Source organism: Massilia sp. 01N417, from assembly GCF_056399645.1.
The window spans coordinates 21,565-46,908 of the sequence record NZ_JBFTRS010000014.1 but is presented as its reverse complement, the minus strand read 5'-3'; the positions used below and the strand labels follow the sequence as shown (position 1 = coordinate 46,908).

Below are 25,344 nucleotides of genomic sequence, written 5' to 3'. Positions count from 1 at the left end.
CTGTCACCTGTCTCTTACCTTCATCAAGGAGCGTCCATGTCGCGGTTAGATCTGAGCAGTATTCCCGTGATGACCGGCACCGGTTATCCCGATCCCTTCGCCGAGGCCGTCAGCGGGCGCAGCCGGCAGGCGCTGGGAGACGCCGGCGGCATCACCCAGTTCGGCGTCAACCTGGTGGAGCTTCAGCCGGGCGCCGCCTCGTCGCAGCGCCACTGGCATTCGCACGAGGACGAATTCGTGATGGTCGTGTCCGGCGAACTGACCCTCATCACCGACGAGGGCGAGACCCTGATGCGCGCCGGCGACTGCGCGGCCTTCCCGGCCGGCCGGCCGAACGGCCACCACCTGGTCAACCGCGGCTGGGGTACGGCGCTGTTCCTGGCGGTCGGCTCGCGCAACAAGGAAGATCGGGCCACCTATCCGGACATCGACCTGCTGTACGACGGCAGCACCGACAGCTATACCCGCCGCGACGGCACGCCGTATCCGAAACGCGACAAGAACGCGCCGCCGGCCACGGCGCCGCTGCCGATCGAGGCCGAGACGCTGGAACCGCGCGTCTACATCGCCGACCACGGCGAGCAGGACGGCGCCGAGCGCGGCCCGGCCGAGCGCGACTCAGGCGGCTGAGGTCACGCCCAGCCGGCCGTCCGGCGTCTTCACGACACGCAGATCCGCATAATCGCGCACCGCCGCCACCCCGGTGTCGAGCGGATGCGCGTGGGTGACGGTGACGACGATGCTGTCCATGCCGGCCGCTTCGGCCGACGTCAGGCCGGCCAGCGTATCCTCGAACACCAGGCAGTCGGCCGGCGCCACGCCCAGCTTGCGCGCGCCCAGCAGGAAGGGATCGGGCGCCGGCTTGCCGCGCTCGACGTCCTCGGCCGCCACCAGCACGCTTGGCGTCGGCAGGCCGGCGGCAAGGATGCGCGCTTCGGCCAGCAGGCGCGGGGCCGAGGTGACGATCGCCCAGCGTTCGCGCGGCAGGCTGTCGAGGAAGGCGGCGGCGCCCTCGATGGCTTCGATGCCGGCCACGTCCTCGATCTCGGCACGGGTGATGAAGGCGGCCTCAGCCACCGGATCGACGCCCGGCAGTTCGAGGCCGCGGATGGTCTCTTCGGTGCGCTTGCCGTGGATGGTCGGCAGGAAGGCCTCGACGTCCAGGCCGTGGCCCCTGGCCCACTGGCCCCAGACCCGCTCGGCGGCCTTGATCGAGGTGAGGATGGTGCCGTCCATGTCGAACAGGAAGGCGGCGTAACTGCGCTGGGGCAGGTCGGTCTCGGATGCTTGGGTCACTGCTTGCTTTCTTAGTAGAGTCGCCCGGAGTTTACCTTGCGTTCGTAACGGTCGTGCACGTGCTGGCTGATGAAGGCGGACAGGCCGCGGCCGGCGATGGCCAGTTCCTGCATTCTGGCGACGTTGGCGGCACCGGCGCTGTCCTCGGTGTAGAGGTAGCGGTCGCCATTCCTGAATTGCACGATGATCTGGCCGGCGTCGATGTCGTAGGCGACCACGCCCGAGTCGCCGCCCAGGTTTTTGTAGCGGTGCATTGCAGTCTCCACGGATGTCTTTTCGTGGAGGATTTTACGTAGGGTGGGCACACGTGCCCACGCGTTACGTTCAATCAGCCAATTGCCCTCGCACGCGTTCGATGGCCTTGCGGACCTGGTTCGGCGCGGTGCCGCCGACGTGGTCGCGCGCGGCCACCGAACCTTCCAGGGTCAGCACGGCGAACACGTCTTGTTCGATCAGCGGCGAGAACTCCTTCAGGCGTTCCAGCGGCATCTCGGACAGGTCGCAGCCGGCCACGTCGCAGGCGCGCACGGCATGCGCCACGGCTTCGTGGGCGTCGCGGAAGGGCAGGCCCTTCTTGACCAGGTAGTCGGCCAGGTCGGTGGCCGTCGCATAGCCCTGCAGGGCGGCGGCGCGCATGTTCTCGGCCTTGACCGTGATGCCGGAAGCCATGTCGGTGAAGATGCGCAGGGTGTCCAGCACGGTGTCGACGGTGTCGAACAGCGGTTCCTTGTCTTCCTGGTTGTCCTTGTTGTAGGCCAGCGGCTGGCCCTTCATCAGGGTCAGCAGGCCCATCAGGTGGCCGTAGACGCGGCCGGTCTTGCCGCGCGCCAGTTCCGGCACGTCCGGATTCTTCTTCTGCGGCATGATCGACGAACCGGTGCAGAAGCGGTCGGCGATGTCGATGAAGCCGATACGCGGGCTCATCCAGGTGACCAGTTCTTCCGACATGCGCGAGATGTGCATCATCAAGACCGAGGCGGCCGCTGTGAACTCGATCGCGAAATCGCGATCAGACACAGCATCGAGCGAGTTGTGGCTGACGTCCTCGAAGCCGAGGGTCTTGGCCACGCGCAGGCGGTCGATCGGGAAGGTGGTGCCCGCCAGGGCGGCGGCACCCAGCGGCAGGCGGTTCACGCGGCGGCGCGTGTCGGCCATGCGCTCGGCGTCACGGCCGAACATCTCGACATAGGCCAGCAGGTGGTGGCCGAAGGTTACCGGCTGCGCCACCTGCAGGTGGGTGAAGCCCGGCATGATGGTGTCGGCATTGCGTTCGGCCAGGTCGGTCAGGGCGCCGCGCAGGCCTTTCAGCAGGGCGAGGATGTCGTCGATGGCGGCGCGCATGTACAGGCGGATGTCGGTCGCCACCTGGTCGTTGCGCGAACGGCCGGTATGCAGGCGCTTGCCGGCGTCGCCGACCAGTTCGGTCAGGCGCTTCTCGATGTTCAGGTGCACGTCCTCCAGGTCGAGCAGCCACTCGAACTGGCCGGCTTCGATTTCGCTGCGGATCTGGGCCATGCCGCGCTCGATGTCGGCGCGGTCCTGTTCGCTGATGATGCCTTGGGCGGCCAGCATCTCGGCGTGGGCCAGCGAGCCCTGGATGTCAAACAGGGCCAGGCGTTTGTCGAAGAATACGGAGGCCGTATAGCGCTTGACGAGATCGGAGACGGGTTCGGAGAAGCGGGCCGACCAGGCTTCCGCTTTTTTGGACAGTTGTGCGGTCATGATGGAGGAGGGGTGTGGGAGTTCCTTGGATCCCTGATTATAAACTGTGCACCGCTTTGCTTCCCCAAACCTTCCCCCAAAGCTGGGGCGATGACTTTAGGAAAGAAATGCGGGATGATGTGCCTGTTGATAACGATAAGGAGACAGGCATGAAGCGTTGGACACTCGTGGCGGTGGCGATCGCGGTCGCGGTCGGCGGCATTTACAGCGCCAGGGCGCAGACGGCGGCGACCCCGGCGGCGCCGGCTGCCCCTGCTGCCCCTGCTACTGCGGCGGCACCGGCCGCGCCGGCGTCGAATTACCAGGCACGCAGCGCCGACGTCGAAAGCGTGGACGGCATCGTCGCCGCACTGTACGACGTGATTTCCGGCCCGGCCGGCAAGCCGCGCGACTGGGACCGCATGCGTTCGCTGTTCGCGCCGGAAGGCCGCCTGATGGCGGTCGGCGCGCGCCCGGACGGCAGCTTCGTCCTGCGCGGCATGGGTGTCGAAGACTATATCGCGCGCAATACCAAGGCCTTTGCCAGCATGGGCTTTTTCGAGAGGGAAGCGGCGCGCACGACCGAGACCTTCGGCCAGATCGTGCACGTGTTCAGTACCTATGAATCGCGCCACGCGGCCGGCGACGCCAAGCCTTTCCAGCGCGGCATCAACAGCATCCAGCTCTACAACGACGGCAAGCGCTGGTGGGTCGTGAACGTGCTGTGGCGTGCCGAGGACGAACGCCTGCCGCTCCCCGAGCGCTACCTCAGTAGTCACTGAACGATGGGGCAGCGCACGATTGGCTGAATCGACCCTGGCGTCCAGAACGGCGCTAGAATTGGTTTTTTTACCAGAGTCACCGATCGACGCCGTCCCATGATTACTACTACCAACGACTCCAGTTTCCAGGTCAGTACCGATCGCACGCGCCTGGACGTGCCGATGATTTATCGCTACCTCAGCGAAAACTCGACCTGGGCCGTGGGCATCTCGCGCAGCGTGGTCGAGAGCTCGATCGAGAATTCGCTGTGCTTCGGCGGCTACCTCGACGGCCGCCAGATCGCCTTCGCCCGGGTGGTCACCGACTATGCGACCTTCGCCAACCTCTGCGACGTCTTCGTGGTTCCCGAGTACCGCGGGCGCGGCTATGCCAAGCAGCTGCTCCGCATCGTGATGGAGCATCCGAGCCTGCAAGGCCTGCGCCGCTTCACGCTCAACACCACGGATTCGCACAGCCTGTATGAGCGCTTCGGTTTCACTGCGCCGCAACGCCCGGAAACCGTGATGGAGCGTTACTCCCCGAACATTTATCTGACCTGAACGGGCTCAACACGGCGCCGGGCCTCTGCAGTCAGGCTTACGATTGTTCCAACGGTCAAGATTGGAAGGGAGTCCATGTTAAGGCTCGCACTGCGTGTCGTCCTCGTCCTGCTGGCCTTCGCCAGCGCCCAGTTCGCTTCAGCCGCCGATGCCGGCGCCGCATCCCACGCCACGCCCCCGAAGGGGTCGCTGGTCATCATCGGCGGCAACCTGCGTCCGGGTAATGCGCCGGTCTGGGAACGCATATTGCAACTGGCCGGCGGCAAGGATGCGCGCATCGCCGTGTTCGCCTCCGCCTCGGGCTATCCCGAAAAATCCGGCAAGTTCCTGGTCGACCGCCTCAACAGCTATGGCGCCAAGGCCTTTTTCGTGCCGGTGGCCGTCAAGCTGGCCGGCAGCGATTACCATGCCGCTGCCGACGATCCCAAGCTGGCCGAGCTGGTGCGTTCCGCGGGTGGCGCCTTCTTCGCCGGCGGCGACCAGATCCGCATCACCAGCGCCCTGCGTCACGAGGACGGCAGCAATACCCGCGTGCTCGATGCCTTGTGGGACATGTACCGGCGCGGCGGCGTGATCGCCGGCACCAGCGCCGGCGCCGCCATCATGAGCAGCACCATGTTCGGCCGCCCGCGCGCCGTGCTGGCCACGCTCAAGCTGGGCATCGAGGATGGCAAGGAAATCACGGATGGGCTGGGCTTCGTCGGCGACGACGTCTTCATCGACCAGCACCTGCTGGTGCGCGGCCGCTTCGCGCGCATGCTGCCGGCCATGCTGGCCAAGGGCTACAAGCTGGGCCTGGGCATCGACGAGGACACCGCCATGGTGGTGTTGCCGAACCGCGACGTCGAAGTGATCGGCTACAAAGGCGCGCTGGTGCTCGACCTGTCCGCCGCCAATGCGCGCGAAGGCGCTTTCAACGTCAGCAACGTCCGCGTCAGCTACCTCGACAATGGCGACCGCTTCAACATCGTCACCCACGAATTCACGCCCTCCGAAGACAAGGCCGACGGCAAGCTCGATCCCTCGCGGCCGTATTACCGCGAGCCCCTGTTCAACGCCGACATCCTCGGCAACTCCACCGTCGTCGACCTGATGAGCAAGCTGATCGACAGCGACCAGCCGGAAGCCATCGGCATCACGCTCGGCAGTCCAAACGGCGTCCAGCCTGACCTCGGCTTCGAGTTCCGCTTCACCCGCGCCGCCGACAGCGTCGGCTACTCGTCGGCATCGACCGATGCCTACTCGATCTATAACCTGCGGCTCGATATTCGGCCGATCCTGATCCGGCGGCCGCTCTACCAGTACGCGTCGCCGCAATAATTGCATAAAAGAAAATATTGGGATGGATTGCTGCTTTGCCATCTATGCCGGATCGAACACAACGAGAAAAAGCGGCAACAACTCCACCAGGCGCGCGACCAGCTGCTGGCCGGGATGCGCGCGAAGACCGGCATGCCGAACTGATGCAACGTTTCAAGAAGGAATGGGCGGAGATGATGCGCCTGGACCTGGACACGCGCACCACCAGCGGCGCACATGGTGGCGGCCTACGACAATCTCGACAACAACCTGGCATCGCTGAACAAGGTGCTGAAAACCGTGGTGGCCGAACACGACAGCGGCCATGCCGGCGCTGAATGACAGGAGGGCATGCCGCAGCGGATGGACAGGTTTACAATTCGATGATTCTCAGCTGCAAGGAAGACCATGTCCCCCGCTTCGAAACGTTTGCTGTCCGCCCTGTTTGCCCTCGTCTGCAGTAGCGCCGCCAGCGCCGCCACTGCCCAGCAACCCGCCACCGTCCGCCTCGACTACATCCACAGCGGCAACGCCCTGTCCGAGCAATACGCCATCGAGCGCGTGCTGATCGAGCCGCTGCCCTGGCCGGGCGACATGTCCCAGCCCTTCGACAACACCAACCGCGGCAACAACCGCCTCGAAGTGGCGGATGCGAAGACCGGCGACCTGCTGTACTCGCGCGACTTTTCCACCGTGTTCGGCGAATGGAAGACGACCGAGGAGGCGAATAAGCTCAGCCGTGGATTCCATGAATCGGTGCGCTTCCCCCAGCCCGACCGGAAGGTCGCCGTGCGCATCCTGAAGCGCGACGAGCGCAACGAGTTTTCGGTGGCCTGGAGCATCGAGGTCGATACGCAGGCCCAGGACGTGGTGCGCAGCCAGCCGCCGGCGCCGGCGAAACCGATTCCGATCAAGGTCAGCGGGCCGTCGCCGCAGAAGGTCGACCTGCTGATCCTGGGCGACGGCTATACCCGGAAGGACATGAAGAAGTTCGAGGACGATGCGCGGCGCCTGTCCAAACATCTGTTCGAGGTGTCGCCGTTCAAGGAACGCGCCGGCGACTTCAACGTCTGGGCGATGGCGGTGCCGACCCAGGAATCGGGCATCACGCGGCCCTCGACCGGCGTGCACCATGCGTCGGCGCTGGGTACGCGCTATGACATCTTCGGCAGCGAGCGCTATGTGCTGACCCTGGACAATCGTGCGCTGCGCGACATCGCCCAGTACGCGCCCTACGAGTTCATCGAGATCCTGGTCAACAACGACACCTATGGCGGCGGCGGCATCTTCGGCCAGTTCAGCACGGCGGCGGCCAGCAACGACTGGGCCAATTACCTGTTCGTACACGAGTTCGGCCACCATTTCGCCGGCCTGGCCGATGAGTACTACACCTCGCCGGTGGCCTACCAGTCGAGCGGCGCGCGCATGGAGCCGTGGGAGCCGAACGCGACCGCCTTGCGCGATCCGGGCAAGCTGAAGTGGAAGAAGCACGTGCAGGCCGGCACGCCGCTGCCGACCCCGTGGCCGAAGGAAGCGTACGAAGCCTATTCGCGCGAGTACCAGAAACGGCGCGCCGCGCTGCGGGCGGCGAACCGTCCGGAATCCGAGATGAGCGCCCTGTTCAGGGAAGACCTGGTGCACACGAAGGAACTGTTCTCGAAAGCGCAGTACCGCAACGCGATCGGCGCTTTCGAGGGGGCGAACTATGAGGCCAGCGGTTATTACCGTCCGGCCATGCAGTGCATCATGTTCGACCGCAGCGAGCAGTTCTGCCCGGTATGCCAGGACGGAATCAGCGAGATCATCGACCTGTACGCGCGCCCATCCAAATAAGCTTTGGCGTGGCATCGTGCCAAATGGTGCGCTGCCGAACAGATGGCGGGGGCGCCGGCTCCTATGCTCGTTGCTTACCTAAAGCAACGGGACTCATCATGAAAACATTCCTCGCCACCATCATCTGCGGCCTGTTGGCGGCATCCGCCCAGGCCCAGGTTCAATCCCAGACGCAAGCCAAACCCCAGCCGCGCGAGCAGGCCGGCAGCAGCGCCAACACGGCGCCGATCGGCCAGGCAGTGTCGGGCCATAACTCGACCGCCGCCGGCGTCTCCGGCACTGGACTGCACACCGACGGCACCGCGACCACCGGCAGCGCCCACGGCGTGACCGGACAGGAAGCGGCGGGCGTCAACAGCGCCGGCCAAGTCACCAGCAAGAGCACGGCGGTAGTCGGCGTCTCGCCGGAGAAGTCCGACAACGTCAACGCCCAGGCGACCAACACCACCGCACCGAACAACAAGGACCCGAACGCGGCGGCCAGCGGCGGACGCGGCAAGGCCGGCACCAAGGCCGAGATGGAAGTCCGCAAGTCGAACACGACCAAGGTCAAGGAGCCGCCGGGCTCGCGCCTGAAGACCAAGCATTCGGCCGAGGCAGGCCGCGAGAAGCGCGCCGAGGTCAAGGAAAAATCGAACCGCAAGGCAGCCAACCGGGCCGCCGGTGGGGACGCCGAAAACCGCTGATATTTTTTGTCACAACTTTAACAACACTTCCTTGGGCTGTGTGCGCTGTCGTACAGAGTCAATACGGCCCGGGGCCTATTCTGGTGGCTCGAATTAATAAAAAGTCATGACGCAACCGCGTCGTCTCACCATATACGGAATAGGAGAAAGACCATGAATAAACTGCTCGCCACCCTGATCGCCGGCCTGTTCGCCACCTCGGTGTACGCTCAGACCCAGTCGCAGAGCACCAGCTCGACCGGCACCCCGACCAACAGCACCGCCACCAGCACCGCTACCGGCATGACCCCGGCCACCGCCAACGGCGTGACCCCGGCACCGGGCACCACCGTGGTCGGCACCACCTCGCCGGCACATGGCGCCAGCGGCATGGGCCAGACGGCTGCCTCGACCGGCGACGCCAAGGCCGACAAGGACATCGCCAAGGCGAACGAGAAGGAATCGAAGGAAATCGCGAAGCAGGACGAGAAGATCTCGAAGGCTACCCACAACGCCAACGAGAAAAAGGCCAAGGCCCAGCACAAGGCTGAGAAGAAGATCGCCGACGCCAACGAGAAAGTGACGAAGGCCAATCCGGAAGACAAGGCCAAGGCATCGGCCAAGGCCGAGAAGAAAATCGCCGAAGCCCACGCCGACGCCCAGGACACCATGATCAAGGCCGACGAAAAGGCCCAGAAGAAGATCGTGGACGCGAATGCCGACAAGGCCAAGGCACAGAACAAGGCTGCCGAGAAGACTGCCAAGGCCGTGGCGGAAGCGCACAAGGACGCCGCCAAATAATCTTCATCCCGCCAGACCCCGTCCGGACGCCAGTCCGGGCGGCGTGACCCTGCGCCGCCGCATCCGCGACGGCGTTCTTTCCTTCATTAAAATTTCACAATTTCCTACGTGCAAGTCAGGCGCCGCACGCGTGCGCGTGAGCGAAATACGCTATATCAATGAGTTACAGCATTGATTTAAATCAGACTTTATTCAATTGTTGTTTTTTGTAACATTGCAAAACCGTAATGTTGCGCTTCTTGCGAGCTCATCACTTGTCTCGTAGACTGGATTTTTAACATTTCAGTCGCCGGTTCAATAGGAGGAGTCGTATCGTGTTGCGTTCCCCAGCTCGGCCTTACCGCATTTCCCTTCCGCTTTCCCGCGCGCGCGCACAGGTTCCGCTGCCGCCGCGCTAGCACCTCCGTCACACACAAGTTTCGCGCATCCGCCTGAGTTACCCAGGCGGGTTTGCAAGGCATTCGAGCGCCAGGCCGGCGCACGTCCGTAGGCCGGCCTGTCGTTTGGATAAACCGTCACGGCCAGGGCCAACAGCCCTGGCTGGCGGGGTTGGAGACCGTCCCAACCGGGACGCCATTATTTCAATAAAGATCGAAACGGAGAAAAAATGCAATTCAGCCGTCAACTCAGCCTGCTCGCGGCAGGCCTGGCATGTGCTTTCGCTGCGCACGCACAAACCGTCAAGGAAACGCCGAATTCCCAGTTCAAGCCGACCGGCAAGGGCTGGGGGGAGCTGGACAACATCGCGACGCAGCGCTCGAGCGGGCAGGCAGGCGGTGCCTCGCGCAGCGCCAGCATTTCCGATCTGACCCTGCACGGCGGCCCGGTAATGGTGGCGCCGACCAATATGTACTACATCTGGTACGGCTCGCAGTGGGATGCGGCATCGCAGAACGTGCTGACCAACCTCGGCCAGCACATCGGCGGTTCGCCCTACTTCAACATCAACACGACCTACTACAACAGCGCGAACGTGCATGTACAGAACAGCGTGACGCTGGCCGGCAGCACCACCAATACCGGCACCTACGGCACCCAGCTGACCGATGCGAACATTGCCTCGATCGTGTCGGATGCGATCACCTCGGGCAAGCTGCCATCCGATTCGAATGGCGTCTACGTCGTGCTGACCGACCACTCGACCACCGCGACCTCGGGCTTCTGCACCCAGTACTGCGGCTGGCATGACCACACCTCGATTGGCGGCAAGGACATCAAGTATGCCTTCGTCGGCAACGCTGAAACCCAGTGCGCCTCGGCCTGCGGCGCGACCAGCCCGAGCCCGAACAATACCCCGGGCGCGGACGGCGCCGCCAGCGTGCTGGCGCACGAGCTGGAGGAAACGGTCACCGATCCGAACCTGAACGCTTGGTACTCGAGCTACGACGGCAAGGAAAACGGCGACAAGTGCGCATGGAACTTCGGCACCACCTCGCTGGCATCGAACGGCGCCAAGTACAACCAGACGTTCGGCACCATGAAGTACCTGATCCAGCAGAACTGGCTGATCGCCAGCCCCCAGAAGTGTGTTCAGCACTATCCCTAAGCGGGGCGGCGCCGGACCTAGTCTGACGCTATCCTGACCATGCAGCGCCCGCCGCGGCATTGGCGGGCGCCGGCTTTTTCATTTTCCTGTCGAGGCATATGAAACGATTCCTGATTCTCCTGGGCCTGCTGGCCACCGTCGGCGGCGCGTTCGCGGCCGGCCAGGTCGCGCCGAACGGGCGCGGCGGGGCGGTGACGCCGACGCGCAACGTCCTCACTTTCACCAGACTCGAAAACGCCTGGCTCGAGGCGCTGCAGCGTCGCGACGCCGAGGCCCTAGGCCGCCTGCTGGCGGACGATTTCGAAATCCGCAGCGCCGCCGCGCCGGGCGTACCGACCGCGCGCGCCGAAGCCATGCGTGAATCGCTGCGCGCGCCCGTGTCCAGGTCGTCGATCGAGCAGATGGCGGTGCACGAGTATGGCGACGTGATGCTGGTCAGCTTCCTGTGGACGGTCGCGGACGGGACCGCGCCACAGTCCTTTTTTGTGGTTGACACCTGGAAACGCAGCGGCAGCGAATGGAAGGCGGCCGTGCGTTACGCCGCACCGGCCGGCGCCGGCACCGCGCTGGTACCGGGAGCGGTCGCGCCCAGCGAGCAGTCACTGCGCAAGAAGATGTGACGCCGTGGCCTTCCTGCTGGACAGTAAACTCGGATTCGGCACCGCCTGCGTGGGCGGCATCTTCATCGGGGTGGCGGCGGCGTTCTGGCTGCAGGGCGGCGACGCGCCTCCCGCCAGTCCGGCGCCCGCCGCCGCATCGGCCTGGGACGGCGCGATCGGCCCCGGCACCCTTGCCGGGCCGGCGCCCGGCCCCGGCAGCATCTCCGGCATGGCGGCGCCAAACGAGCCGTCGCTGGTGGATGCCGGCGGCCGCCTCATCATCGGCCTGCCGCTGCGGCAGCTGATCGATTCCTACGTCGTGAACAGCAAGGGCGGCGGCGCACGCCAGGCAGGCACCGCCGAACTGCGCGCCTACCTGCGCCAACGCCTGAAGCAGCCGGCGCTGGCGCAGGCGGAGAGCCTGGTCGGCGACTACCTGCGCTACCTGGATGCCGAGCAGGGCTTGCGTGCGCAGCTGCGCATCGCGCCGCCCGGCGAGGGCACCCTGGATGCCGCCCAGGTCGGACAGATGGAAGACTGGCTGCGGCAGCGCGCGCAGCTGCGCGAACGGATGCTGGGCACGGCCGTGGCGCAGGCATGGTTTGCGGCCGAGGATGCCGATTGCAACACCGCCCTGGCGGACTGGCGCAGGATGCATGCGCCGGTCGGGTCGGCCGATGTGGATTCGAACGAACTGCAGGCGCGGCGCCTGCACGGCGCCGTGCTGGAACAGCGCCGCGAAGAGGGCGCACGGCTCTGCGCCGCGCAGCTCGTCGCGGGCACGGGCGGCGGCGCCGGAACATGAAAGACGCAATGGAATGAAGACGATGAAAACGATGACGACGATGGCGGGAATCGCGGCGGCGATGGCGCTCGCCGCAGGCGCGGCCAACGCAGCGGCCCGCGCGCACGCCGAAGCGCCGGACGAGGCGCGCGTCCACAAGCTGGTGGAGCCGCGCATGGGCAGCGGCGTGAAGGTGGATGCGGTGGAGAAGACGCCGTATGGCGGCCTGTATGAGATCCGCACCGGCGGCGACATCTTCTATACCGATGCGAACGCGCGCTACATGTTCGTCGGGAAGGTGGTCGACCTGGGGACGCTGCAGGACCTGACGCGTGCGCGCACCGACGAGCTGGCGGCGATCCGTTTTGCCGACCTGCCGCTGGACATGGCGATCAAGACCGTGAAAGGCAATGGCGAGCGGGTGATGGCGGTGTTCGAGGATCCGAACTGTCCCTACTGCCGCAAGCTGCACGAAACGCTGCGCGGCATCGACAACGTGACCGTCTATACCTTCCTGTTGAATATCCTGTCGGAAGACTCGGCGGCCAAGTCGAAGAATATCTGGTGCGCGGCCGACCGCTCGCAGGCCTGGCAGCAGTGGATGCTGGAAACGAAGGCGCCGCCGGCCGCGCCGGCCGGCTGCATCGCGCCCGGGGAACAGGTGCTGGCGCTGGGCCGCAAGCTGCACGTGCAGGGCACGCCGACGATCTATTTTGCCGATGGATCGCGCAGCGGCAGCGGCTTCGACGCGGCGACATTGGAAGCGCGCCTGCGCAAGGGTAGGAAACCGTAAAGGCGGCCGGATGCCATTCTGTTCGTGACGCCCGCCGGGGTACCGACGGGCGTCACTTTTTTATTGGCCGTCGCCGGTCGTACGCATCGACAGGTCTTTCGCCTTCAGCTTGGCCGACAGCGGCTTGCCCTTGCGTGCGCGCTTGCCGAAGTGCGGCTCCAGGGCGACCCCGAACAGCTCCACGGTGCGCGGCTTGTCGCCGGCCCAGGTGCCGCTGACGTTCACGCCCTTGGGGCTGATCGGCTGGGCCGCCAGCAGGCTTTCCTTCGGTTCCAGCTCCATCAGGGTCACGCCGCGGCCGCCGTTGGTCAGCACCTTCATCTCGTCGATGCCGAACACCAGCACGCGGCCCTTCTCGGACAGGCAGGCCACCGCGCCGGCGGTATCCGGCACCACGCGCGGGGCCAGCGGCACGGCGCCGTCGTCCAGCGTGATGAAGGACTTGCCGCCCTTCAGCCGGGTCGCCATGTCGCCGGCCTTGGCGATGAAGCCGAAGCCCGCGGTGGTCGACAGCAGCAGGCGCGTCTCGGCATTGCCCGCGAAGTAGTAGAGGATGCGTCCGCCGCCCGACAGGTCGACCAGGGTCGTGATCGGCACGCCGTCGCCGCGCGCACCCGGCAGCGCCGCCACCGGCACCGAATAGGCCTTGCCGTTGTCGCCGATGCACAGCAGGTTGTCGACGGTGCGGCATTCGAAGGCGTAGCCGAGCGAGTCGCCGGCCTTGAAGGTGAACTGCGCCGGATCGTGGCCGATGCCGGTGCGCGCGCGCACCCAGCCTTTTTCGGAGACGATCACCGTCACCGGCTCGTCGACGATCTTCTGTTCGGCCACCGCCTTCTGCGCTTCCTCGATCAGGGTGCGGCGGTCGTCGCCGTACTGTTTCGAGTCGGCTTCGATCTCGCGGATGATCAGGCGCTTCATGGAAGACGGATTATTCAGGATGTCTTCCAGCTTTTCCTTCTCGCCACGCAGCTCGGCCAGCTCCTGCTGGATCTTGATCGCTTCCAGGCGCGCCAGCTGGCGCAGGCGGATCTCGAGGATGTCCTCGGCCTGGCGCTCCGACAGGCGGAAGCGCTCGATCAGCGCGGCCTTCGGCTCGTCCGAGTTGCGGATGATGGCGATGACTTCGTCGATGTTCAGCAGGACGGTCTCGCGGCCTTCCAGGATGTGGATGCGGTCGTTGACCTTGCCGAGCTTGAACTCGGTCCGGCGGCGCACCGTCACGAAGCGGTAGTCGATCCACTCCTGCAGGATCTCGGTCAGGCCTTTCTGGCGCGGACGACCGTCGCCGCCGATCATCACCAGGTTGATCGGGGCCGAGGTCTCCAGCGAGGTATGCGCCAGCAGCATCAGCATGAACTCGGCCTGGTCCTGGTTCTTCGACTTCGGCTCGAACACCAGGCGCACCGGGGCCTCGCGGCCCGATTCGTCGCGCACGGCATCCAGCGCGCCGAGGATGGTCTGCTTCAGCGCCAGCTGCTCGGGCAGCAGGGTCTTCTTGCCGACCTTGATCTTCGGGTTCGTCAGTTCTTCGATCTCTTCCAGCACGCGCTGCGAAGACACGCCCGGCGGCAGTTCGGTGACGACCGCCTGCCACTGGCCGCGCGCCAGTTCCTCGATCTTCCAGCGTGCGCGTACCTTCAGCGAGCCGCGGCCGTTGGTGTAGATGTCGGCGATGTTCGAGGCCGGGGTGATGATCTGGGCGCCGCCCGGGTAGTCGGGGCCCTGTACCAGCGTCATCAGCTCGGCATGCGTGATCTTCGGGTTGCGGATCATCGCCACCGCCGCCGCCGCCACTTCGCGCAGGTTGTGCGAAGGGATCTCGGTGGCCATGCCGACCGCGATACCGGAGGCGCCGTTCAGCAGCAGCATCGGCAGGCGGGCCGGCAGGGTGCGCGGCTCTTCGCTGGAGCCGTCGTAGTTCGGCTGGAAGTCGACCGTGCCCATGTCGATCTCGTCGAGCAGCAGGCGCGATACCGGCGTCAGGCGCGCTTCGGTGTAGCGCATTGCCGCCGCGCCGTCGCCGTCGCGCGAGCCGAAGTTGCCCTGGCCGTCGATCAGCGGATAGCGCAGCGAGAAGTCCTGGGCCATGCGCACCAGCGCGTCGTACACGGACTGGTCGCCGTGCGGGTGGAGCTTACCGAGCACGTCGCCGACCACGGTCGCCGATTTGCGCGGCTTCGCCGTCGGGCCCAGACCCAGCTCGTTCATCGAGTAGAGGATGCGGCGCTGGACCGGCTTCTGGCCGTCGGACACGTCCGGCAGCGCGCGGCCCTTGACGACCGAGACCGCGTAGTCCAGGTAGGCGCGCTCGGCGAAAGTGGAAAGGGTGAGCGTTTCGGCGTCGTCGCCGCCGCCACCGTCGGGTGGGTTCACTTGTTCAAAAAGGCTTGCTTGGGTCATTTTGTTTGTTCGTTTCGTTCGGCGTTCATGCGTGGGCGGAGGCCGCCCACCCTACGTAGGGTGGGCACGCCGTGCCCACGCCTTACGTGCGCATCAGATATCCGCCTCGGTTTCATTCCCGTGCTCTTCCAGCCATGCGCGGCGGGCGGCGGCTTCGCCTTTACCCATCAGCATATTGAAGCGCGCCGACGATTCGGCCAGGTTGTAGTCGCCGAAGGCCACCGGCAGCAGGCGGCGGGTATCCGGGTTCATCGTGGTTTCCCACAGCTGTTCGGCGTTCATCTCGCCCAGGCCCTTGAAGCGGGAGATGCTCCACACGCCTTCCTTCAGGCCTTCCTTCTTGAGCTTGTCCTCGATCGCCAGCAGTTCGCCGTCGTCCAGCGCGTACAGCTTCTGGATCGGCTTTTTGCCGCGCGCCGGCACGTCGACACGGTACAGCGGCGGCCGCGCGACACACACGTGGCCGTTCTTGAACAGGGCCGGGAAGTGCTTGAAGAACAAGGTCAGCAGCAGCACCTGGATGTGCGAACCGTCGACGTCCGCATCGGAGAGGATGCAGATCTTCCCGTAGCGCAGGCCGGACAGGTCGGGATTGTCGTCCGCGCTGTGCGGGTCGACGCCGATCGCCACCGCGATGTCGTGGATTTCGTTGTTGGCGAACAGGCGGTCGCGGTCGGTCTCCCAGGTGTTCAGCACCTTGCCGCGCAGCGGCAGGATGGCCTGGAATTCCTTGTCGCGGCCCATCTTGGCCGAGCCGCCCGCCGAGTCGCCCTCGACCAGGAACAGTTCGTTGCGGGTGATGTCGGTCGATTCGCAATCGGTCAGCTTGCCCGGCAGGACCGCCACGCCCGAGGACTTCTTCTTCTCGACCTTCTGCAGCGAACGCAGGCGGGATTGCGCCTGCTTGATGACCAGTTCGGCCAGCTTCTTGCCGTAGTCGACGTGCTGGTTCAGCCACAGTTCGAGCGGCGGGCGGGTGAAGGTCGACACCAGTTTCACGGCGTCGCGCGAGTTCAGGCGCTCCTTGGTCTGGCCCTGGAACTGCGGATCCAGCACCTTCGCCGACAGCACGAACGAGACGCGCGCGAACACGTCTTCCGGCAGCAGCTTGACGCCCTTCGGCAGCAGCGAGTGCATCTCGACGAAGCTCTTCACGGCGCCGAACAGGCCGTCGCGCAGGCCGGATTCGTGGGTGCCGCCGCTGACCGTCGGGATCAGGTTGACATAGGATTCGCGCACCACGGCGCCTTCCTCGGTCCAGGCCACGACCCAGGCCGCGCCTTCGCCTTCCGCGAAACCTTCATCGCCGGCTGCCGCGTATTGCGCGCCTTCGAACAGCGGGATCACGGTCTGGCCCTGGCCCACGGTCTGGGCCAGCGCTTCGGTCAGGTAGCCGCGCAGGCCTTCGTCATAGCGCCAGGTTTGCGTATCGCCGGTCTTTTCGTTGGTGAGGGTGACGGTGACGCCCGGCAGCAGCACGGCCTTCGAACGCAGCAGGCGCTGCAGCTCGGCCATCGGGATGTTCGGAGAGTCGAAGTATTTGCCGTCCGGCCAGGCAGTGACGCGGGTGCCGTTCTTCTTGCCGCCGCGCTCGGGCGGGTTGGAGCTCAGCGGCTCGACCACGTCGCCGTGTTCGAAGGCCAGCTGGTGCACGCCGTTGCCTTGCTCGTCCTTGCGCCAGACGGTGATCTCGAGGCGCTTCGACAGCGCATTGGTCACCGACACGCCGACGCCGTGCAGGCCGCCCGAGAAGGCGTAGGCGCCGCCCGAACCCTTGTCGAACTTGCCGCCCGCGTGCAGGCGCGTAAACACGATCTCGACGGTGGAGACGCCTTCCTCGGGGTGGATGCCGACCGGGATGCCGCGGCCGTCGTCCTCGACCGTGATCGAGCCGTCCGTGTTCACCGTCACGGCGATGTTCTTGCAGTGACCACCGAGCGCCTCGTCCGAGGCGTTGTCGATCACTTCCTGGATGATGTGCAGCGGGTTCTCGGTGCGCGTGTACATGCCCGGACGCTGCTTGACGGGCTCCAGTCCCTTCAGGACCCGGATGGATGATTCGCTGTAGTCGGTTGCAGTTTTCTTGGTGGCCATGCTGGATAGTTGTATGTCGAATGCCTGCGCATTCTATCTTGTCGGGCGGAAATGAGAACGCCAAACGACGCGGCAAAAGGCGCCAGTGTCGGTGCTTACGCGCTTTTTGGGAAGAGTGGCTAATGCAACACTGTATGGAAACACAGTATTTTTGCCTGTCGGGCCGAAGTTTGCAAGTGCTGGATGTGAGATTCTGTAAATGGGAATCGTGCGCGCCCATGGCAGGGCTATAGTAGTTTCATGGTAGAGGACAATGAAAACCGTGAAACTGCGGGGCCGCCGCGCGTGCCTGACCGGCGCGCGTCGGGAAATGCGTCGCGCTACCTGCGGCAGGGCGATACGCCCCTGAACCTGGCCGGCCGCGTGCTGCGCTCGCGCTGGCGTGCCCTCAGCGACCGCTTCAGCCGCGACTTCATGCACCGCACCCTGCGCATCGGCGTATCCGCCCGCATCTTCCATCCGGAACCGGGCGCCGTCGGTCTGCGCAGCAAGAACCTGCAATACCTTGAAGAATCGATCGCGCAATGGGTGATGTCGCGCGACGTGCTGGTCTTCATGGTGCCGACGGTGAACACCGGCGGTTTGCTCCATCCCAGCAACATCACCATGCGCCATTACGCGCGCCACCTGGACGGGCTGGTGCTGCAGGGCGGGGCGGACGTCTCGCCGATGACCTATGCCGAGTCGCCCACCAGGCCCGAATGGAACGGCGACCGCGCGCGCGACGTGTACGAACTGGAACTGCTGCACGAGTTCGTCGACGCCGGCAAGCCGGTGCTGGGCATCTGCCGCGGTTGCCAGCTGATCAACGTCGCCTTCGGCGGCACCCTCTACCAGGACGTCGCCACCAACGTCCCCGACGCCCTGGCGCACGTGCACGAAGACTACGACGCCCACCGCCACGCCATCGTCTTCCCGCACGGCTCTTCGCTCGGCAAGATGTTCCCCGACCAGAAGCGCCCGATCGTGAACTCCATCCACCACCAGGCCGTCAAGGACCTGGGCCGCGACATCCACGTCGAGGCGATGTCGGACCCGGACGGCATCGTCGAAGCGATCCGCTACCAGCGCGCACCCTTCGTGATGGGGCTGCAGTGGCATCCGGAATTCCACCGGGCGAAGGGGACGGAGCTGCTGGATTGCACGCCGGTGCTGGATGAGTTCTTGCGGGCTGCGCGGGAGACGCGGCTTTGACGACACCGGCTGCATGTTCCGCTTGCACGGCCGTCAAACTACCTCCATAATCTAAATGAGAATCATTCTCATAAAGCCAAGGAGGCCCAATGGACGACGATTTCCTGGACGACACCCCCGCATCCGGCACCCCCAGCACCCGCCACGCCCTCTTGATCGCGGCCTTGCTGCACCTGATGTCCCAGTACACGATACGCAGCGCCGCAGCCTGCCGGCCCGGCGACCCGCGCAATCCCGACGACGAAGGCCCCTGCGTCAAGCTGGCCGCCGTGATCGAGCGTCACCTCGACGCCCTGGCGCGCTTGCCGGATGCCGAGCCGGTGCTGCGCGCCACTTGCGAGCAGCTGCGGGTGAAATGGGAAGACCTGGTCGACAGCCGCATGCCGGCGCCAGCCAGGCGGCCGCTGTTGTCGCGCATCCTGCGCCCGGGAATGTTCAAGACGCCGGCGCCGGCTACCTGAACCGGCGAGCGTTCATTCCAGCCAGGCGCGCAAGGCCGCTTCGCCGTCCGGCGTAAAAGCCAGCACGCGCGAGTCCGGCACGCGCCTGGCCCAGCCCAGTTGCTGGAAGCGGTCGAGGAGTTGCGTGCCGAGCTGGCCGGCCAGGTGATGGCGGCGTTCGCTCCAGTCCAGGCAGGTGCGGCAAAAGGGGCGGCGCGATGCCGGCAGTTTGTCGGGATCGATGTCGAGGGCCCCCACCGCGCCGCGGCCCGCATCGGTCAGATTGATGCCATCGGCGCCGAGTGCAAATGCGCCGCGCTGCGCCAGGCGCTCGTACATCAACACGCCCAGTTCGCCGGCCAGGTGGTCATAGCAGACCCTGGCCTTGCGCAGCGCCGGTTCGCGCGGACTGGAACGCACCCGCACGGCACCGGTGCCGAAGGCCACGCCCATCAGCGATTCCAGCAAGTGCGCGACCTCGGCATCGGCGATGCGGAAGTAGCGGTGCCGGCCCTGCGCCTCGACGGACAGCAGGCCGGCATCCTGCAGCTTGGCCAGGTGGGCGCTGATGGTCTGGCGCGTGACGCCGGCGGCGTCCGCCAGTTCGGTTGCGGTCAGCGCCATGCCGCTCATCAGGACCGTGAGCACTTCGGCGCGCGCATGGTCGCCGATCATGGCGGCGATATTCGTGATGTTCGGTCCGTCCCTCATGCTTCGATGCTAACCGAAGCATCCGCACATGGCAAAGGACTACAGTGCTTTCATCCATGACGAGGGAGACCAAATGATTACCTGCTTCATCCGTTACGAAATCGACTCCATCCAGAAAGAGGCTTTCCGTCGCTACGCGGAAAATTGGGGCCGCATCATTCCGCGCCTGGGCGGACGCCTGCTCGGCTACTTCCTGCCGCACGAGGGCACGAACTACGAGGCCTGGGGCCTGGTCGGTTTCGACAGCCTGGCCGCCTACGAAGCCTATCGCGCCCGCCTGCGACAGGATGAGGAAGCATGCGCCAACTTCGCTTTCGCACGCGAAAGCCGGTTCATCCTGCGCGAGGAACGGACCTTCACCGAACTGGTGGAAGGGACTTTCCGGCCGGAGCCGCAGCGATGATCGCCGTGATCTTCGAAGTCGAGCCGGACCCGGCGCACCGCCAGGAATATCTCGATACCGCGGCAGCGCTGCGCGCCGGGCTGGAGGCCATCGACGGCTTCATTTCGGTGGAGCGCTTCGAATCTTTGAGCCGGCCGGGCAGGCTGCTGTCGCTGTCGTTCTGGCGCGACGAAGAGGCGGTGAGGCGCTGGCGCACCCAGGCCGCGCACCGGAAAGCGCAGGCGCGCGGACGGCAGGGCATGTTCCGCGGCTACCGCCTGCGCGTGGCCGAGGTCGTGCGCGACTACGGCTTGCACGACCGCGGGCAAGTACCCTCGCTTACTTAGGACGATAGATGGCGCAGAGCTTGTGGCCGTCGGGATCGCGGACGTAGGCGAGGTACATTTTCCCGATGCTGCCTTCGCGCAGGCCCGGCGGCTCTTCGATCGAGGTACCGCCCAGCGCGACCGCGGTATCGTGGAACTTCTGCACCTGTTCCGGCGAATCGCATTTGAAGCCGATGGTGCCGCCGTTGGCAAAGGTGGCGTCCTCGCCGTTGATGGGCTCCGTGATGCAAAATGTGCTGCCATTGTGGCGGTAGAAGAGCCGCGTGTGGCCGCTGGTGTTGGTATCGCGGAACGGCTCGCCGGCCCCGAGCGTGCCGAGCACGGCATCGTAGAAGCGTTTCGAGCGTTCCAGGTCGTTCGAGCCGACCATCACGTGATTCAGCATGGGTGTCTCCTTTGATGAGGGAAGGCCCGTATCATAGCGCGGCCCGCCGGTTCAATCCCTGATCTCGGCCTCGACCAGCTTCGCCAGCAATTCCAGCGACTCCTGCCAGCCCAGGTAGCAGGCCTCCGCCGGAATCACGGCCGGAATCCCTTCCTGCCGGATCCTGAGCTCGACGCCGCAGAACACTTCGCGCAGCTGCACCGTGGTCTGCATCCGGCCGGGCAGGTTCGGGTCGTCGAATTCGGCCGAGTAGCGCAGGCGCTGGCCCGGCTCGAGTTCCAGGTATTCGCCGCCGAAGGAATGGCTGTGGCCGGTGGTGAAATTGGTGAAGGACATGCGGTAGCGGCCGCCGACCCGGCTGTCCATCTCGTGGACGGTGCCGACGAAGCCATGCGGCGGCAGCCATTTGGCGAAGGCGGCGGCGGTGGTGAAGGCGCGGTAGACGCGGTCGGCGCTGGATTTCAGGACACGGTGCAGCTCGACGGTGTTGGTGGACATGATCGCTTCCTTATCGTTGGTGGCAGAGGACATCCCTCTGATGGTACGACGAACGGGGCCTGGCGGATTCGACATGCTAGAGTAAGTCCATGCCCAGTTCCCGACAATATCCCGTGACGCCGGATGGCCGCTATTTCGTCGTCGATGGCCGGCTTTGGCGCATGAGCAATCCCGCGCTCGCGCCGGAAGCCAGGCAGGCATGGGTCGACAGGCTGATGAAGGCGCGCCGCCAGGTCGGCGTCGCAAAAAAGGCCGGCGATACGGAAGCGGAGCGCAACGCGCGCGCCGCGGTCGACGAGGCCAAGCGCGCGCTCGGCGAACGCGGACCCGTGTGGTGGACGGACGGCGCCCCGGACTTGAATCGCAGGAGGGTGGCGAACACGCCGTATGCGGCGTGGTATGCGGCCCTGGCGATCGGCCCTGAAGGGCGGCCCGCTGCCCTGCGCTAGAATGGCGGGATGACCCAAGCTCCACAGACTGCGCCGCGCGCCCCGATCCGCCTCGCTTCCCAATTGCTGACCTGCCTGGTTTTCTGCCTGGTCGCCGCTCCCATCATCTGGTTCGGCCAGCCGCATCCGCTGGAACTGTTCAGCCGTCCGCTTGGGCCGCTGACCCAGCTGCTGGTCGGCCAGGTGCTGGCGCTGTTCGCCGCCGGTGTGTCCTGGCTGCTGTTCCGCGTGACCGCCAACTCGGCCTCCAGCGCCCGCACCATCGAGAGCTATGCGAAGCTCGACCTGAGCGGCCTGAATCCGCTGTGGATCAGCATCGCCGCCGCCATCGGCGAAGAGATGCTGTTCCGCGCGGCCCTGCAGCCGCTGCTGGGCGTATGGATCGTCTCGCTGCTGTTCCTGGTCACGCACGTGCCGGTGTACCGCTTCCGCAAGCTGGATGGCGCCACCCTGGCGCAGGCGGCCAGCGTGTTCGTCGGCAGCGTGGTGCTGGGCTTCGTGTTCCAGCGCGTCGGCCTGCTGGCCTCGATGCTGGTGCATGCGTGGATCGATGTCGTGGGCTTGATGATCGTGCGGAACTCGCTTCAAACGCGCAATGGTTGATATTCGCGTGGGCTCGGGGAGCCCACCCTACGGGCATTGATAACGTAGGGTGGGCACACCGTGCCCACGAACCTTATTTGCTCAGCAGGCGCATCGCCCGCTCCAGCCCATCTATCGTCACCGGAAACATCCGGTTATTCATGATCTGCCTGATGACGGCAATCGACTGCCGGTACTGCCACAGGCTTTCCGGCTCCGGATTCAGCCAGGCGAATTTCGGGAAGGCGTTGCAGAAGCGCGCCAGCCATTCGGCGCCCGCTTCCTCGTTGTTGTATTCGACCGAGCCGCCCGGGGCCAGCACCTCGTAGGGGCTCATGGTGGCGTCGCCGACGAAGATCACGCGGGTATCGGGCGGGTATTTGCGCAGCACTTCCCAGGTCGGGAAGCGTTCCGAGCTGCGGCGCCGGTTGTTCTTCCACAGGTAGTCGTAGACGCAGTTGTGGAAGTAGAAGAACTCCATGTTCTTGAATTCGGTCTTCGCCGCCGAGAACAGTTCCTCGGTGCGCTCGATGTGGTCGTCCATGGTACCGCCGACGTCCAGCAGCATCAGCACCTTGATGCGGTTCTTGCGCTCGGGCTGCATCTTGATGTCGAGCCAGCCGGCGTTGTTGGCGGTCGAGCGGATCGTGTCGTCCAGCGCCAGTTCTTCGGCGGCACCTAGGCGGGCGAAGCGTCGCAGGCGGCGCAGTGCCACCTTGATGTTGCGGACGCCCAGCTCGCGCTCGCCGTCGTAGTCCTTGTACTCGCGCTGTTCCCACACTTTCACGGCGGTGCGGTTCCTGCTTTTGCCGCCGATGCGGATCCCTTCCGGATTGGTGCCGCCATTGCCGAAGGGGGAGGTGCCGCCGGTGCCTATCCACTTGTTCCCGCCCTCGTGGCGTTCCTTCTGTTCTTTCAGCAGCTCGGCCAGGCGCGACATCAGCTTGTCGTAGCCGAGCTTCTGCAGCTCGGCCTTCTGCTCCGGCGTCAGCTCGCGCTCCAGGCGTTTGATCAGCCAGTCAAGCGGGATGTCGGCTTTCGTGTCGAACACCGTCTCGATGCCCTTGAAGTAGGCGCCGAAGGCCTTGTCGAACTTGTCGAAATGGGCTTCATCCTTCACCAGCACCAGGCGCGACAGGTAATAGAACTCGTCGAGCGAGGGCGCGATCACCTGCTTTTCCAGCGCTTCGAGCAGCGTCAGGAATTCCTTGATCGTGACCGGCACCCTGGCGTCACGCAGGGTGAAGAAGAAATCAATCAGCATGCCTGCTCAACCGGTAGTGCAGCTGCGACTTGATCTCGGGCCACTCGCCGCGCAGGATGCTGTACATGACGGTGTCGCGCACGGTGCCGTCGCGCCGTAGGCCGTGGTGGCGCAGCACGCCATCCTTCTTCGCACCGAGGCGCTCGATCGCCGCCTGCGAGGCGTGGTTGAAGTTATCGGTGCGCAGGCCGACGACGAAGCAGCCGAGCGTGTCGAAGGCGTGCGAGAGCAGCAGCAGTTTGCAGCTGGTGTTGACGTGGCTGCGCTGGCGGCTTTTCGCATACCAGGTGTAGCCGATCTCGACGCGATCGATGGCCGGGACGATGTCGTGGTAGCTGGTCGAGCCGATCACGGCACCGGTCGGCACGTCGATCACGGCGAAGGCGCGCCGGTTGTCCATCTCCAGCGCGGTGCGGATGTAGTGCTCCGTCTCGTCCGGCGCCGGCACCGAGGTGATGCGCAGGTTCCACAACTCTCCGTCCGCGGCGGCGGCGCGCAGGCCGTCGGCGTGGTGCAGGGCCAGCGGTTCCAGCCGCACGCCGTTGAATTCGAGGGTGGCAGGATCGACGCGGATCATCGGTTGTGCCTCGCCATCGCCACCAGGCGCTCGAACAGGTGGACGTCCTGCTCGTTCTTCAGGAGCGCGCCGTGCAGCGGCGGCACGATGGTCCGGGAGTCCCCGCTGCGCAGGGCCTCGACCGGGATGTCCTCGGCCAGCAGCAGCTTGAGCCAGTCGAGGAATTCGGAGGTCGACGGCTTCTTCTTCAGGCCCGCCACCTCGCGCAGCTGGTAGAAGTTCTCCAGCGCGGCGGCCAGCAGTTCCTGCTTCAGCTTCGGGTAGTGGACCTTGACGATCTCCGCCATCGTCTCGCGGTCCGGGAATTTGATGTAGTGGAAGAAGCAGCGGCGCAGGAAGGCGTCCGGCAGTTCCTTCTCGTTGTTCGAGGTGATGATCACCAGCGGGCGGTGCTTCGCCACCACCATCTCGCGCGTCTCGTAGACGTAGAACTCCATGCGGTCCAGCTCGCGCAGCAGGTCGTTCGGGAATTCGATGTCGGCCTTGTCGATCTCGTCGATCAGCAGCACCACCGGCTCGGGCGCCGTGAAGGCCTGCCACAGCACGCCCTTGACGATGTAGTTGTGGATGTCGCGCACGCGCTCGTCGCCCAGTTGCGAATCGCGCAGGCGCGAGACGGCGTCGTATTCGTACAGGCCCTGCTGCGCCTTGGTGGTCGATTTGATGTGCCACTGCAGCAGCGGCATGTCGAGCGCCGCCGCCACTTCTTCGGCCAGCATGGTCTTGCCGGTGCCGGGCTCGCCCTTGATCAGCAGCGGGCGGGCCAGGGTGAGGGCGGCGTTCACGGCCAGTTTCAGGTCATCGGTGGCAACGTAGTTGTCGCTGCCTTCGAAACGTTGGGATGCGTGCATGGGACGTTCACGGTGATGGGGAAGTGACATCGAGTATATGACAGTTGCATCGTCACCGCTGAATTGTTGCTTTGTAGACTGAGCCATGTTCTTCATATAGAATCGGCTATTCGTAGTACATTTGCTAAGTTTTTGAGCAGTTGCGGTATACAATTCAACCAAACGATTGTGCAATCATGAGAAAACCATTAGCTGTACTGTTGCTTGCCGCCGCCGGAGCCATGTTGGCCAGTGCAGCCGGCGCGGCAGAGATCGTCGCCAACCCGAAAGCCGCACCGAACAAGATCGAGCAATGTATCGGCTGCCATGGGATCCCCGAGTACAAGACCGCCTTCCCCGAGGTCTACCAGGTGCCGATGATCGGCGGCCAGTCCGCCAAATACATCGAAGCCGCGCTGCAAGCCTACAAGAAGGGCGACCGCAAGCATCCGCAAATGACGCCGACCGCCAAGGTGCTGTCGGACCAGGACATCGCCGACATCGCCGCCTACTACGCGCAGCAGTCGGCGGCCACGCCCACCAAATGAG

At 65.2% G+C, this 25,344-nt stretch carries 29 protein-coding genes; 18 read left to right on the top strand and 11 right to left on the bottom strand.

Annotated elements, in window-relative coordinates:
- The first annotated feature begins 36 nt into the window (after positions 1 to 36).
- Complete coding sequence (locus AC1DOQ_RS15840; protein ID WP_477365989.1) at positions 37 to 630, top strand: cupin domain-containing protein; 594 nt, start codon at positions 37 to 39, stop codon at positions 628 to 630.
- On the opposite strand, the gene AC1DOQ_RS15835 is transcribed toward AC1DOQ_RS15840, so the two are convergent.
- The 3 genes from AC1DOQ_RS15835 to argH all read right to left on the bottom strand — a co-directional run bounded on the left by AC1DOQ_RS15835 (position 619) and on the right by argH (position 3,018).
- Complete coding sequence (locus tag AC1DOQ_RS15835; protein ID WP_477365986.1) at positions 619 to 1,296, bottom strand: HAD-IA family hydrolase; 678 nt, start codon at positions 1,294 to 1,296, stop codon at positions 619 to 621. The two genes, AC1DOQ_RS15840 and AC1DOQ_RS15835, sit on opposite strands and share 12 nt — an antisense overlap.
- A gap of 11 nt (positions 1,297 to 1,307) precedes the next feature.
- The gene (locus AC1DOQ_RS15830; protein ID WP_477365983.1) at positions 1,308 to 1,550 is read right to left on the bottom strand and encodes a hypothetical protein; all 243 of its coding nucleotides are present in this window, start codon (positions 1,548 to 1,550) and stop codon (positions 1,308 to 1,310) included.
- Positions 1,551 to 1,620: 70 nt separating this feature from the next.
- Entirely contained in the window at positions 1,621 to 3,018 is a 1,398-nt protein-coding gene (gene argH, locus AC1DOQ_RS15825) for an argininosuccinate lyase (protein WP_477365980.1), read from the bottom strand.
- A 149-nt stretch (positions 3,019 to 3,167) separates the two neighbouring features.
- On the opposite strand from argH, the gene AC1DOQ_RS15820 reads away from it, so the two are divergent.
- The 10 genes from AC1DOQ_RS15820 to AC1DOQ_RS15775 all read left to right on the top strand — a co-directional run bounded on the left by AC1DOQ_RS15820 (position 3,168) and on the right by AC1DOQ_RS15775 (position 12,639).
- Entirely contained in the window at positions 3,168 to 3,779 is a 612-nt protein-coding gene (locus tag AC1DOQ_RS15820; RefSeq protein WP_477365977.1) for a hypothetical protein, read from the top strand.
- 96 nt (positions 3,780 to 3,875) lie between these two features.
- Positions 3,876 to 4,319 carry a GNAT family N-acetyltransferase gene (locus AC1DOQ_RS15815; RefSeq protein ID WP_477365974.1) on the top strand — a complete coding sequence of 148 codons (444 nt, stop codon included), beginning with the start codon at positions 3,876 to 3,878 and terminating at the stop codon, positions 4,317 to 4,319.
- Positions 4,320 to 4,394: 75 nt separating this feature from the next.
- Entirely contained in the window at positions 4,395 to 5,639 is a 1,245-nt protein-coding gene (locus tag AC1DOQ_RS15810; protein ID WP_477365971.1) for a cyanophycinase, read from the top strand.
- A 387-nt stretch (positions 5,640 to 6,026) separates the two neighbouring features.
- Positions 6,027 to 7,451, top strand: a complete 1,425-nt coding sequence (locus AC1DOQ_RS15805; RefSeq protein WP_477365968.1) for an IgA Peptidase M64 — start codon at positions 6,027 to 6,029, stop codon at positions 7,449 to 7,451.
- 98 nt (positions 7,452 to 7,549) lie between these two features.
- Positions 7,550 to 8,137, top strand: coding sequence for a hypothetical protein (locus AC1DOQ_RS15800; protein ID WP_477365966.1), 588 nt, complete (start codon positions 7,550 to 7,552; stop codon positions 8,135 to 8,137).
- 153 nt (positions 8,138 to 8,290) lie between these two features.
- Positions 8,291 to 8,917 carry a hypothetical protein gene (locus tag AC1DOQ_RS15795; protein ID WP_477365963.1) on the top strand — a complete coding sequence of 209 codons (627 nt, stop codon included), beginning with the start codon at positions 8,291 to 8,293 and terminating at the stop codon, positions 8,915 to 8,917.
- 607 nt (positions 8,918 to 9,524) lie between these two features.
- Positions 9,525 to 10,463, top strand: a complete 939-nt coding sequence (locus AC1DOQ_RS15790) for a hypothetical protein (RefSeq protein WP_477365960.1) — start codon at positions 9,525 to 9,527, stop codon at positions 10,461 to 10,463.
- A 98-nt stretch (positions 10,464 to 10,561) separates the two neighbouring features.
- Positions 10,562 to 11,083 carry a nuclear transport factor 2 family protein gene (locus AC1DOQ_RS15785; RefSeq protein WP_477365957.1) on the top strand — a complete coding sequence of 174 codons (522 nt, stop codon included), beginning with the start codon at positions 10,562 to 10,564 and terminating at the stop codon, positions 11,081 to 11,083.
- Positions 11,084 to 11,087: 4 nt separating this feature from the next.
- Positions 11,088 to 11,867, top strand: a complete 780-nt coding sequence (locus tag AC1DOQ_RS15780; RefSeq protein WP_477365954.1) for a hypothetical protein — start codon at positions 11,088 to 11,090, stop codon at positions 11,865 to 11,867.
- 13 nt (positions 11,868 to 11,880) lie between these two features.
- Positions 11,881 to 12,639: a DsbC family protein gene (locus AC1DOQ_RS15775; RefSeq protein ID WP_477365951.1), complete on the top strand. Its 759-nt coding sequence runs from the start codon at positions 11,881 to 11,883 to the stop codon at positions 12,637 to 12,639.
- A gap of 60 nt (positions 12,640 to 12,699) precedes the next feature.
- Here AC1DOQ_RS15775 and parC read toward each other — a convergent pair whose 3' ends face one another.
- Complete coding sequence (gene parC, locus AC1DOQ_RS15770) at positions 12,700 to 15,042, bottom strand: DNA topoisomerase IV subunit A (protein ID WP_477365948.1); 2,343 nt, start codon at positions 15,040 to 15,042, stop codon at positions 12,700 to 12,702.
- A 93-nt stretch (positions 15,043 to 15,135) separates the two neighbouring features.
- The gene (locus AC1DOQ_RS15765) at positions 15,136 to 17,136 is read right to left on the bottom strand and encodes a DNA topoisomerase IV subunit B (RefSeq protein WP_477365945.1); all 2,001 of its coding nucleotides are present in this window, start codon (positions 17,134 to 17,136) and stop codon (positions 15,136 to 15,138) included.
- Positions 17,137 to 17,376: 240 nt separating this feature from the next.
- On the opposite strand from AC1DOQ_RS15765, the gene AC1DOQ_RS15760 reads away from it, so the two are divergent.
- Positions 17,377 to 18,330, top strand: a complete 954-nt coding sequence (locus AC1DOQ_RS15760) for a gamma-glutamyl-gamma-aminobutyrate hydrolase family protein (RefSeq protein ID WP_477365942.1) — start codon at positions 17,377 to 17,379, stop codon at positions 18,328 to 18,330.
- Between the two features lie 89 nt (positions 18,331 to 18,419).
- The gene (locus AC1DOQ_RS15755; protein WP_477365939.1) at positions 18,420 to 18,791 is read left to right on the top strand and encodes a hypothetical protein; all 372 of its coding nucleotides are present in this window, start codon (positions 18,420 to 18,422) and stop codon (positions 18,789 to 18,791) included.
- A gap of 12 nt (positions 18,792 to 18,803) precedes the next feature.
- Here the strand turns inward: AC1DOQ_RS15755 and AC1DOQ_RS15750 are convergent, their stop codons facing one another.
- On the bottom strand, positions 18,804 to 19,481 hold the full coding sequence (locus tag AC1DOQ_RS15750) for an ArsR/SmtB family transcription factor (RefSeq protein WP_477365936.1): 678 nt from the start codon (positions 19,479 to 19,481) through the stop codon (positions 18,804 to 18,806).
- A gap of 73 nt (positions 19,482 to 19,554) precedes the next feature.
- Between AC1DOQ_RS15750 and AC1DOQ_RS15745 the strand changes: the two genes are divergently transcribed.
- Both AC1DOQ_RS15745 and AC1DOQ_RS15740 read left to right on the top strand, forming a co-directional pair.
- Positions 19,555 to 19,884, top strand: a complete 330-nt coding sequence (locus AC1DOQ_RS15745; protein ID WP_477365933.1) for an NIPSNAP family protein — start codon at positions 19,555 to 19,557, stop codon at positions 19,882 to 19,884.
- A complete protein-coding gene (locus tag AC1DOQ_RS15740; protein WP_477365930.1) occupies positions 19,881 to 20,210 on the top strand; it encodes an antibiotic biosynthesis monooxygenase family protein in 330 nt (109 codons plus the stop codon). The genes AC1DOQ_RS15745 and AC1DOQ_RS15740 overlap by 4 nt, the downstream gene beginning before the upstream one ends.
- Here the strand turns inward: AC1DOQ_RS15740 and AC1DOQ_RS15735 are convergent.
- Both AC1DOQ_RS15735 and AC1DOQ_RS15730 read right to left on the bottom strand, forming a co-directional pair.
- Entirely contained in the window at positions 20,203 to 20,595 is a 393-nt protein-coding gene (locus AC1DOQ_RS15735) for a VOC family protein (RefSeq protein ID WP_477365927.1), read from the bottom strand. The genes AC1DOQ_RS15740 and AC1DOQ_RS15735 overlap by 8 nt on opposite strands.
- A 51-nt stretch (positions 20,596 to 20,646) precedes the next feature.
- Positions 20,647 to 21,093, bottom strand: a complete 447-nt coding sequence (locus AC1DOQ_RS15730) for an SRPBCC family protein (RefSeq protein ID WP_477365924.1) — start codon at positions 21,091 to 21,093, stop codon at positions 20,647 to 20,649.
- A gap of 89 nt (positions 21,094 to 21,182) precedes the next feature.
- On the opposite strand from AC1DOQ_RS15730, the gene AC1DOQ_RS15725 reads away from it, so the two are divergent.
- Both AC1DOQ_RS15725 and AC1DOQ_RS15720 read left to right on the top strand, forming a co-directional pair.
- Positions 21,183 to 21,542 carry a hypothetical protein gene (locus AC1DOQ_RS15725; protein ID WP_477365921.1) on the top strand — a complete coding sequence of 120 codons (360 nt, stop codon included), beginning with the start codon at positions 21,183 to 21,185 and terminating at the stop codon, positions 21,540 to 21,542.
- 9 nt (positions 21,543 to 21,551) lie between these two features.
- Positions 21,552 to 22,145 carry a lysostaphin resistance A-like protein gene (locus AC1DOQ_RS15720; RefSeq protein WP_477365918.1) on the top strand — a complete coding sequence of 198 codons (594 nt, stop codon included), beginning with the start codon at positions 21,552 to 21,554 and terminating at the stop codon, positions 22,143 to 22,145.
- Positions 22,146 to 22,218: 73 nt separating this feature from the next.
- On the opposite strand, the gene AC1DOQ_RS15715 is transcribed toward AC1DOQ_RS15720, so the two are convergent.
- The 3 genes from AC1DOQ_RS15715 to AC1DOQ_RS15705 are packed head-to-tail and all read right to left on the bottom strand — an operon-like array spanning position 22,219 to position 24,816.
- Positions 22,219 to 23,388, bottom strand: coding sequence for a vWA domain-containing protein (locus AC1DOQ_RS15715; RefSeq protein WP_477365915.1), 1,170 nt, complete (start codon positions 23,386 to 23,388; stop codon positions 22,219 to 22,221).
- Entirely contained in the window at positions 23,378 to 23,965 is a 588-nt protein-coding gene (locus tag AC1DOQ_RS15710) for a GNAT family N-acetyltransferase (RefSeq protein ID WP_477365912.1), read from the bottom strand. The genes AC1DOQ_RS15715 and AC1DOQ_RS15710 overlap by 11 nt, the downstream gene beginning before the upstream one ends.
- Positions 23,962 to 24,816, bottom strand: a complete 855-nt coding sequence (locus tag AC1DOQ_RS15705; protein WP_477365909.1) for an AAA family ATPase — start codon at positions 24,814 to 24,816, stop codon at positions 23,962 to 23,964. Before AC1DOQ_RS15705 ends, AC1DOQ_RS15710 begins: the two co-directional genes overlap by 4 nt.
- A gap of 176 nt (positions 24,817 to 24,992) precedes the next feature.
- On the opposite strand from AC1DOQ_RS15705, the gene AC1DOQ_RS15700 reads away from it, so the two are divergent.
- Entirely contained in the window at positions 24,993 to 25,343 is a 351-nt protein-coding gene (locus AC1DOQ_RS15700; RefSeq protein WP_477365906.1) for a c-type cytochrome, read from the top strand.
- Position 25,344: the final 1 nt, after the last annotated feature.

Excerpts from the sequence above, each read along its gene's own strand:
- AC1DOQ_RS15840 (WP_477365989.1), top strand. The coding sequence starts at position 37 with ATGTCGCGGTTAGATCTGAGCAGTATTCCCGTGATGACCGGCACCGGT.
- AC1DOQ_RS15830 (WP_477365983.1), bottom strand. The coding sequence starts at position 1,550 with ATGCACCGCTACAAAAACCTGGGCGGCGACTCGGGCGTGGTCGCCTAC.
- argH (WP_477365980.1), bottom strand. The coding sequence starts at position 3,018 with ATGACCGCACAACTGTCCAAAAAAGCGGAAGCCTGGTCGGCCCGCTTC.
- AC1DOQ_RS15820 (WP_477365977.1), top strand. The coding sequence starts at position 3,168 with ATGAAGCGTTGGACACTCGTGGCGGTGGCGATCGCGGTCGCGGTCGGC.
- AC1DOQ_RS15815 (WP_477365974.1), top strand. The coding sequence starts at position 3,876 with ATGATTACTACTACCAACGACTCCAGTTTCCAGGTCAGTACCGATCGC.
- AC1DOQ_RS15810 (WP_477365971.1), top strand. The coding sequence starts at position 4,395 with ATGTTAAGGCTCGCACTGCGTGTCGTCCTCGTCCTGCTGGCCTTCGCC.
- AC1DOQ_RS15805 (WP_477365968.1), top strand. The coding sequence starts at position 6,027 with ATGTCCCCCGCTTCGAAACGTTTGCTGTCCGCCCTGTTTGCCCTCGTC.
- AC1DOQ_RS15800 (WP_477365966.1), top strand. The coding sequence starts at position 7,550 with ATGAAAACATTCCTCGCCACCATCATCTGCGGCCTGTTGGCGGCATCC.
- AC1DOQ_RS15795 (WP_477365963.1), top strand. The coding sequence starts at position 8,291 with ATGAATAAACTGCTCGCCACCCTGATCGCCGGCCTGTTCGCCACCTCG.
- AC1DOQ_RS15790 (WP_477365960.1), top strand. The coding sequence starts at position 9,525 with ATGCAATTCAGCCGTCAACTCAGCCTGCTCGCGGCAGGCCTGGCATGT.
- AC1DOQ_RS15785 (WP_477365957.1), top strand. The coding sequence starts at position 10,562 with ATGAAACGATTCCTGATTCTCCTGGGCCTGCTGGCCACCGTCGGCGGC.
- AC1DOQ_RS15775 (WP_477365951.1), top strand. The coding sequence starts at position 11,881 with ATGAAGACGATGAAAACGATGACGACGATGGCGGGAATCGCGGCGGCG.
- parC (WP_477365948.1), bottom strand. The coding sequence starts at position 15,042 with ATGACCCAAGCAAGCCTTTTTGAACAAGTGAACCCACCCGACGGTGGC.
- AC1DOQ_RS15765 (WP_477365945.1), bottom strand. The coding sequence starts at position 17,136 with ATGGCCACCAAGAAAACTGCAACCGACTACAGCGAATCATCCATCCGG.
- AC1DOQ_RS15760 (WP_477365942.1), top strand. The coding sequence starts at position 17,377 with ATGGTAGAGGACAATGAAAACCGTGAAACTGCGGGGCCGCCGCGCGTG.
- AC1DOQ_RS15755 (WP_477365939.1), top strand. The coding sequence starts at position 18,420 with ATGGACGACGATTTCCTGGACGACACCCCCGCATCCGGCACCCCCAGC.
- AC1DOQ_RS15750 (WP_477365936.1), bottom strand. The coding sequence starts at position 19,481 with ATGAGGGACGGACCGAACATCACGAATATCGCCGCCATGATCGGCGAC.
- AC1DOQ_RS15745 (WP_477365933.1), top strand. The coding sequence starts at position 19,555 with ATGATTACCTGCTTCATCCGTTACGAAATCGACTCCATCCAGAAAGAG.
- AC1DOQ_RS15740 (WP_477365930.1), top strand. The coding sequence starts at position 19,881 with ATGATCGCCGTGATCTTCGAAGTCGAGCCGGACCCGGCGCACCGCCAG.
- AC1DOQ_RS15735 (WP_477365927.1), bottom strand. The coding sequence starts at position 20,595 with ATGCTGAATCACGTGATGGTCGGCTCGAACGACCTGGAACGCTCGAAA.
- AC1DOQ_RS15730 (WP_477365924.1), bottom strand. The coding sequence starts at position 21,093 with ATGTCCACCAACACCGTCGAGCTGCACCGTGTCCTGAAATCCAGCGCC.
- AC1DOQ_RS15725 (WP_477365921.1), top strand. The coding sequence starts at position 21,183 with ATGCCCAGTTCCCGACAATATCCCGTGACGCCGGATGGCCGCTATTTC.
- AC1DOQ_RS15720 (WP_477365918.1), top strand. The coding sequence starts at position 21,552 with ATGACCCAAGCTCCACAGACTGCGCCGCGCGCCCCGATCCGCCTCGCT.
- AC1DOQ_RS15715 (WP_477365915.1), bottom strand. The coding sequence starts at position 23,388 with ATGCTGATTGATTTCTTCTTCACCCTGCGTGACGCCAGGGTGCCGGTC.
- AC1DOQ_RS15710 (WP_477365912.1), bottom strand. The coding sequence starts at position 23,965 with ATGATCCGCGTCGATCCTGCCACCCTCGAATTCAACGGCGTGCGGCTG.
- AC1DOQ_RS15705 (WP_477365909.1), bottom strand. The coding sequence starts at position 24,816 with ATGCACGCATCCCAACGTTTCGAAGGCAGCGACAACTACGTTGCCACC.
- AC1DOQ_RS15700 (WP_477365906.1), top strand. The coding sequence starts at position 24,993 with ATGAGAAAACCATTAGCTGTACTGTTGCTTGCCGCCGCCGGAGCCATG.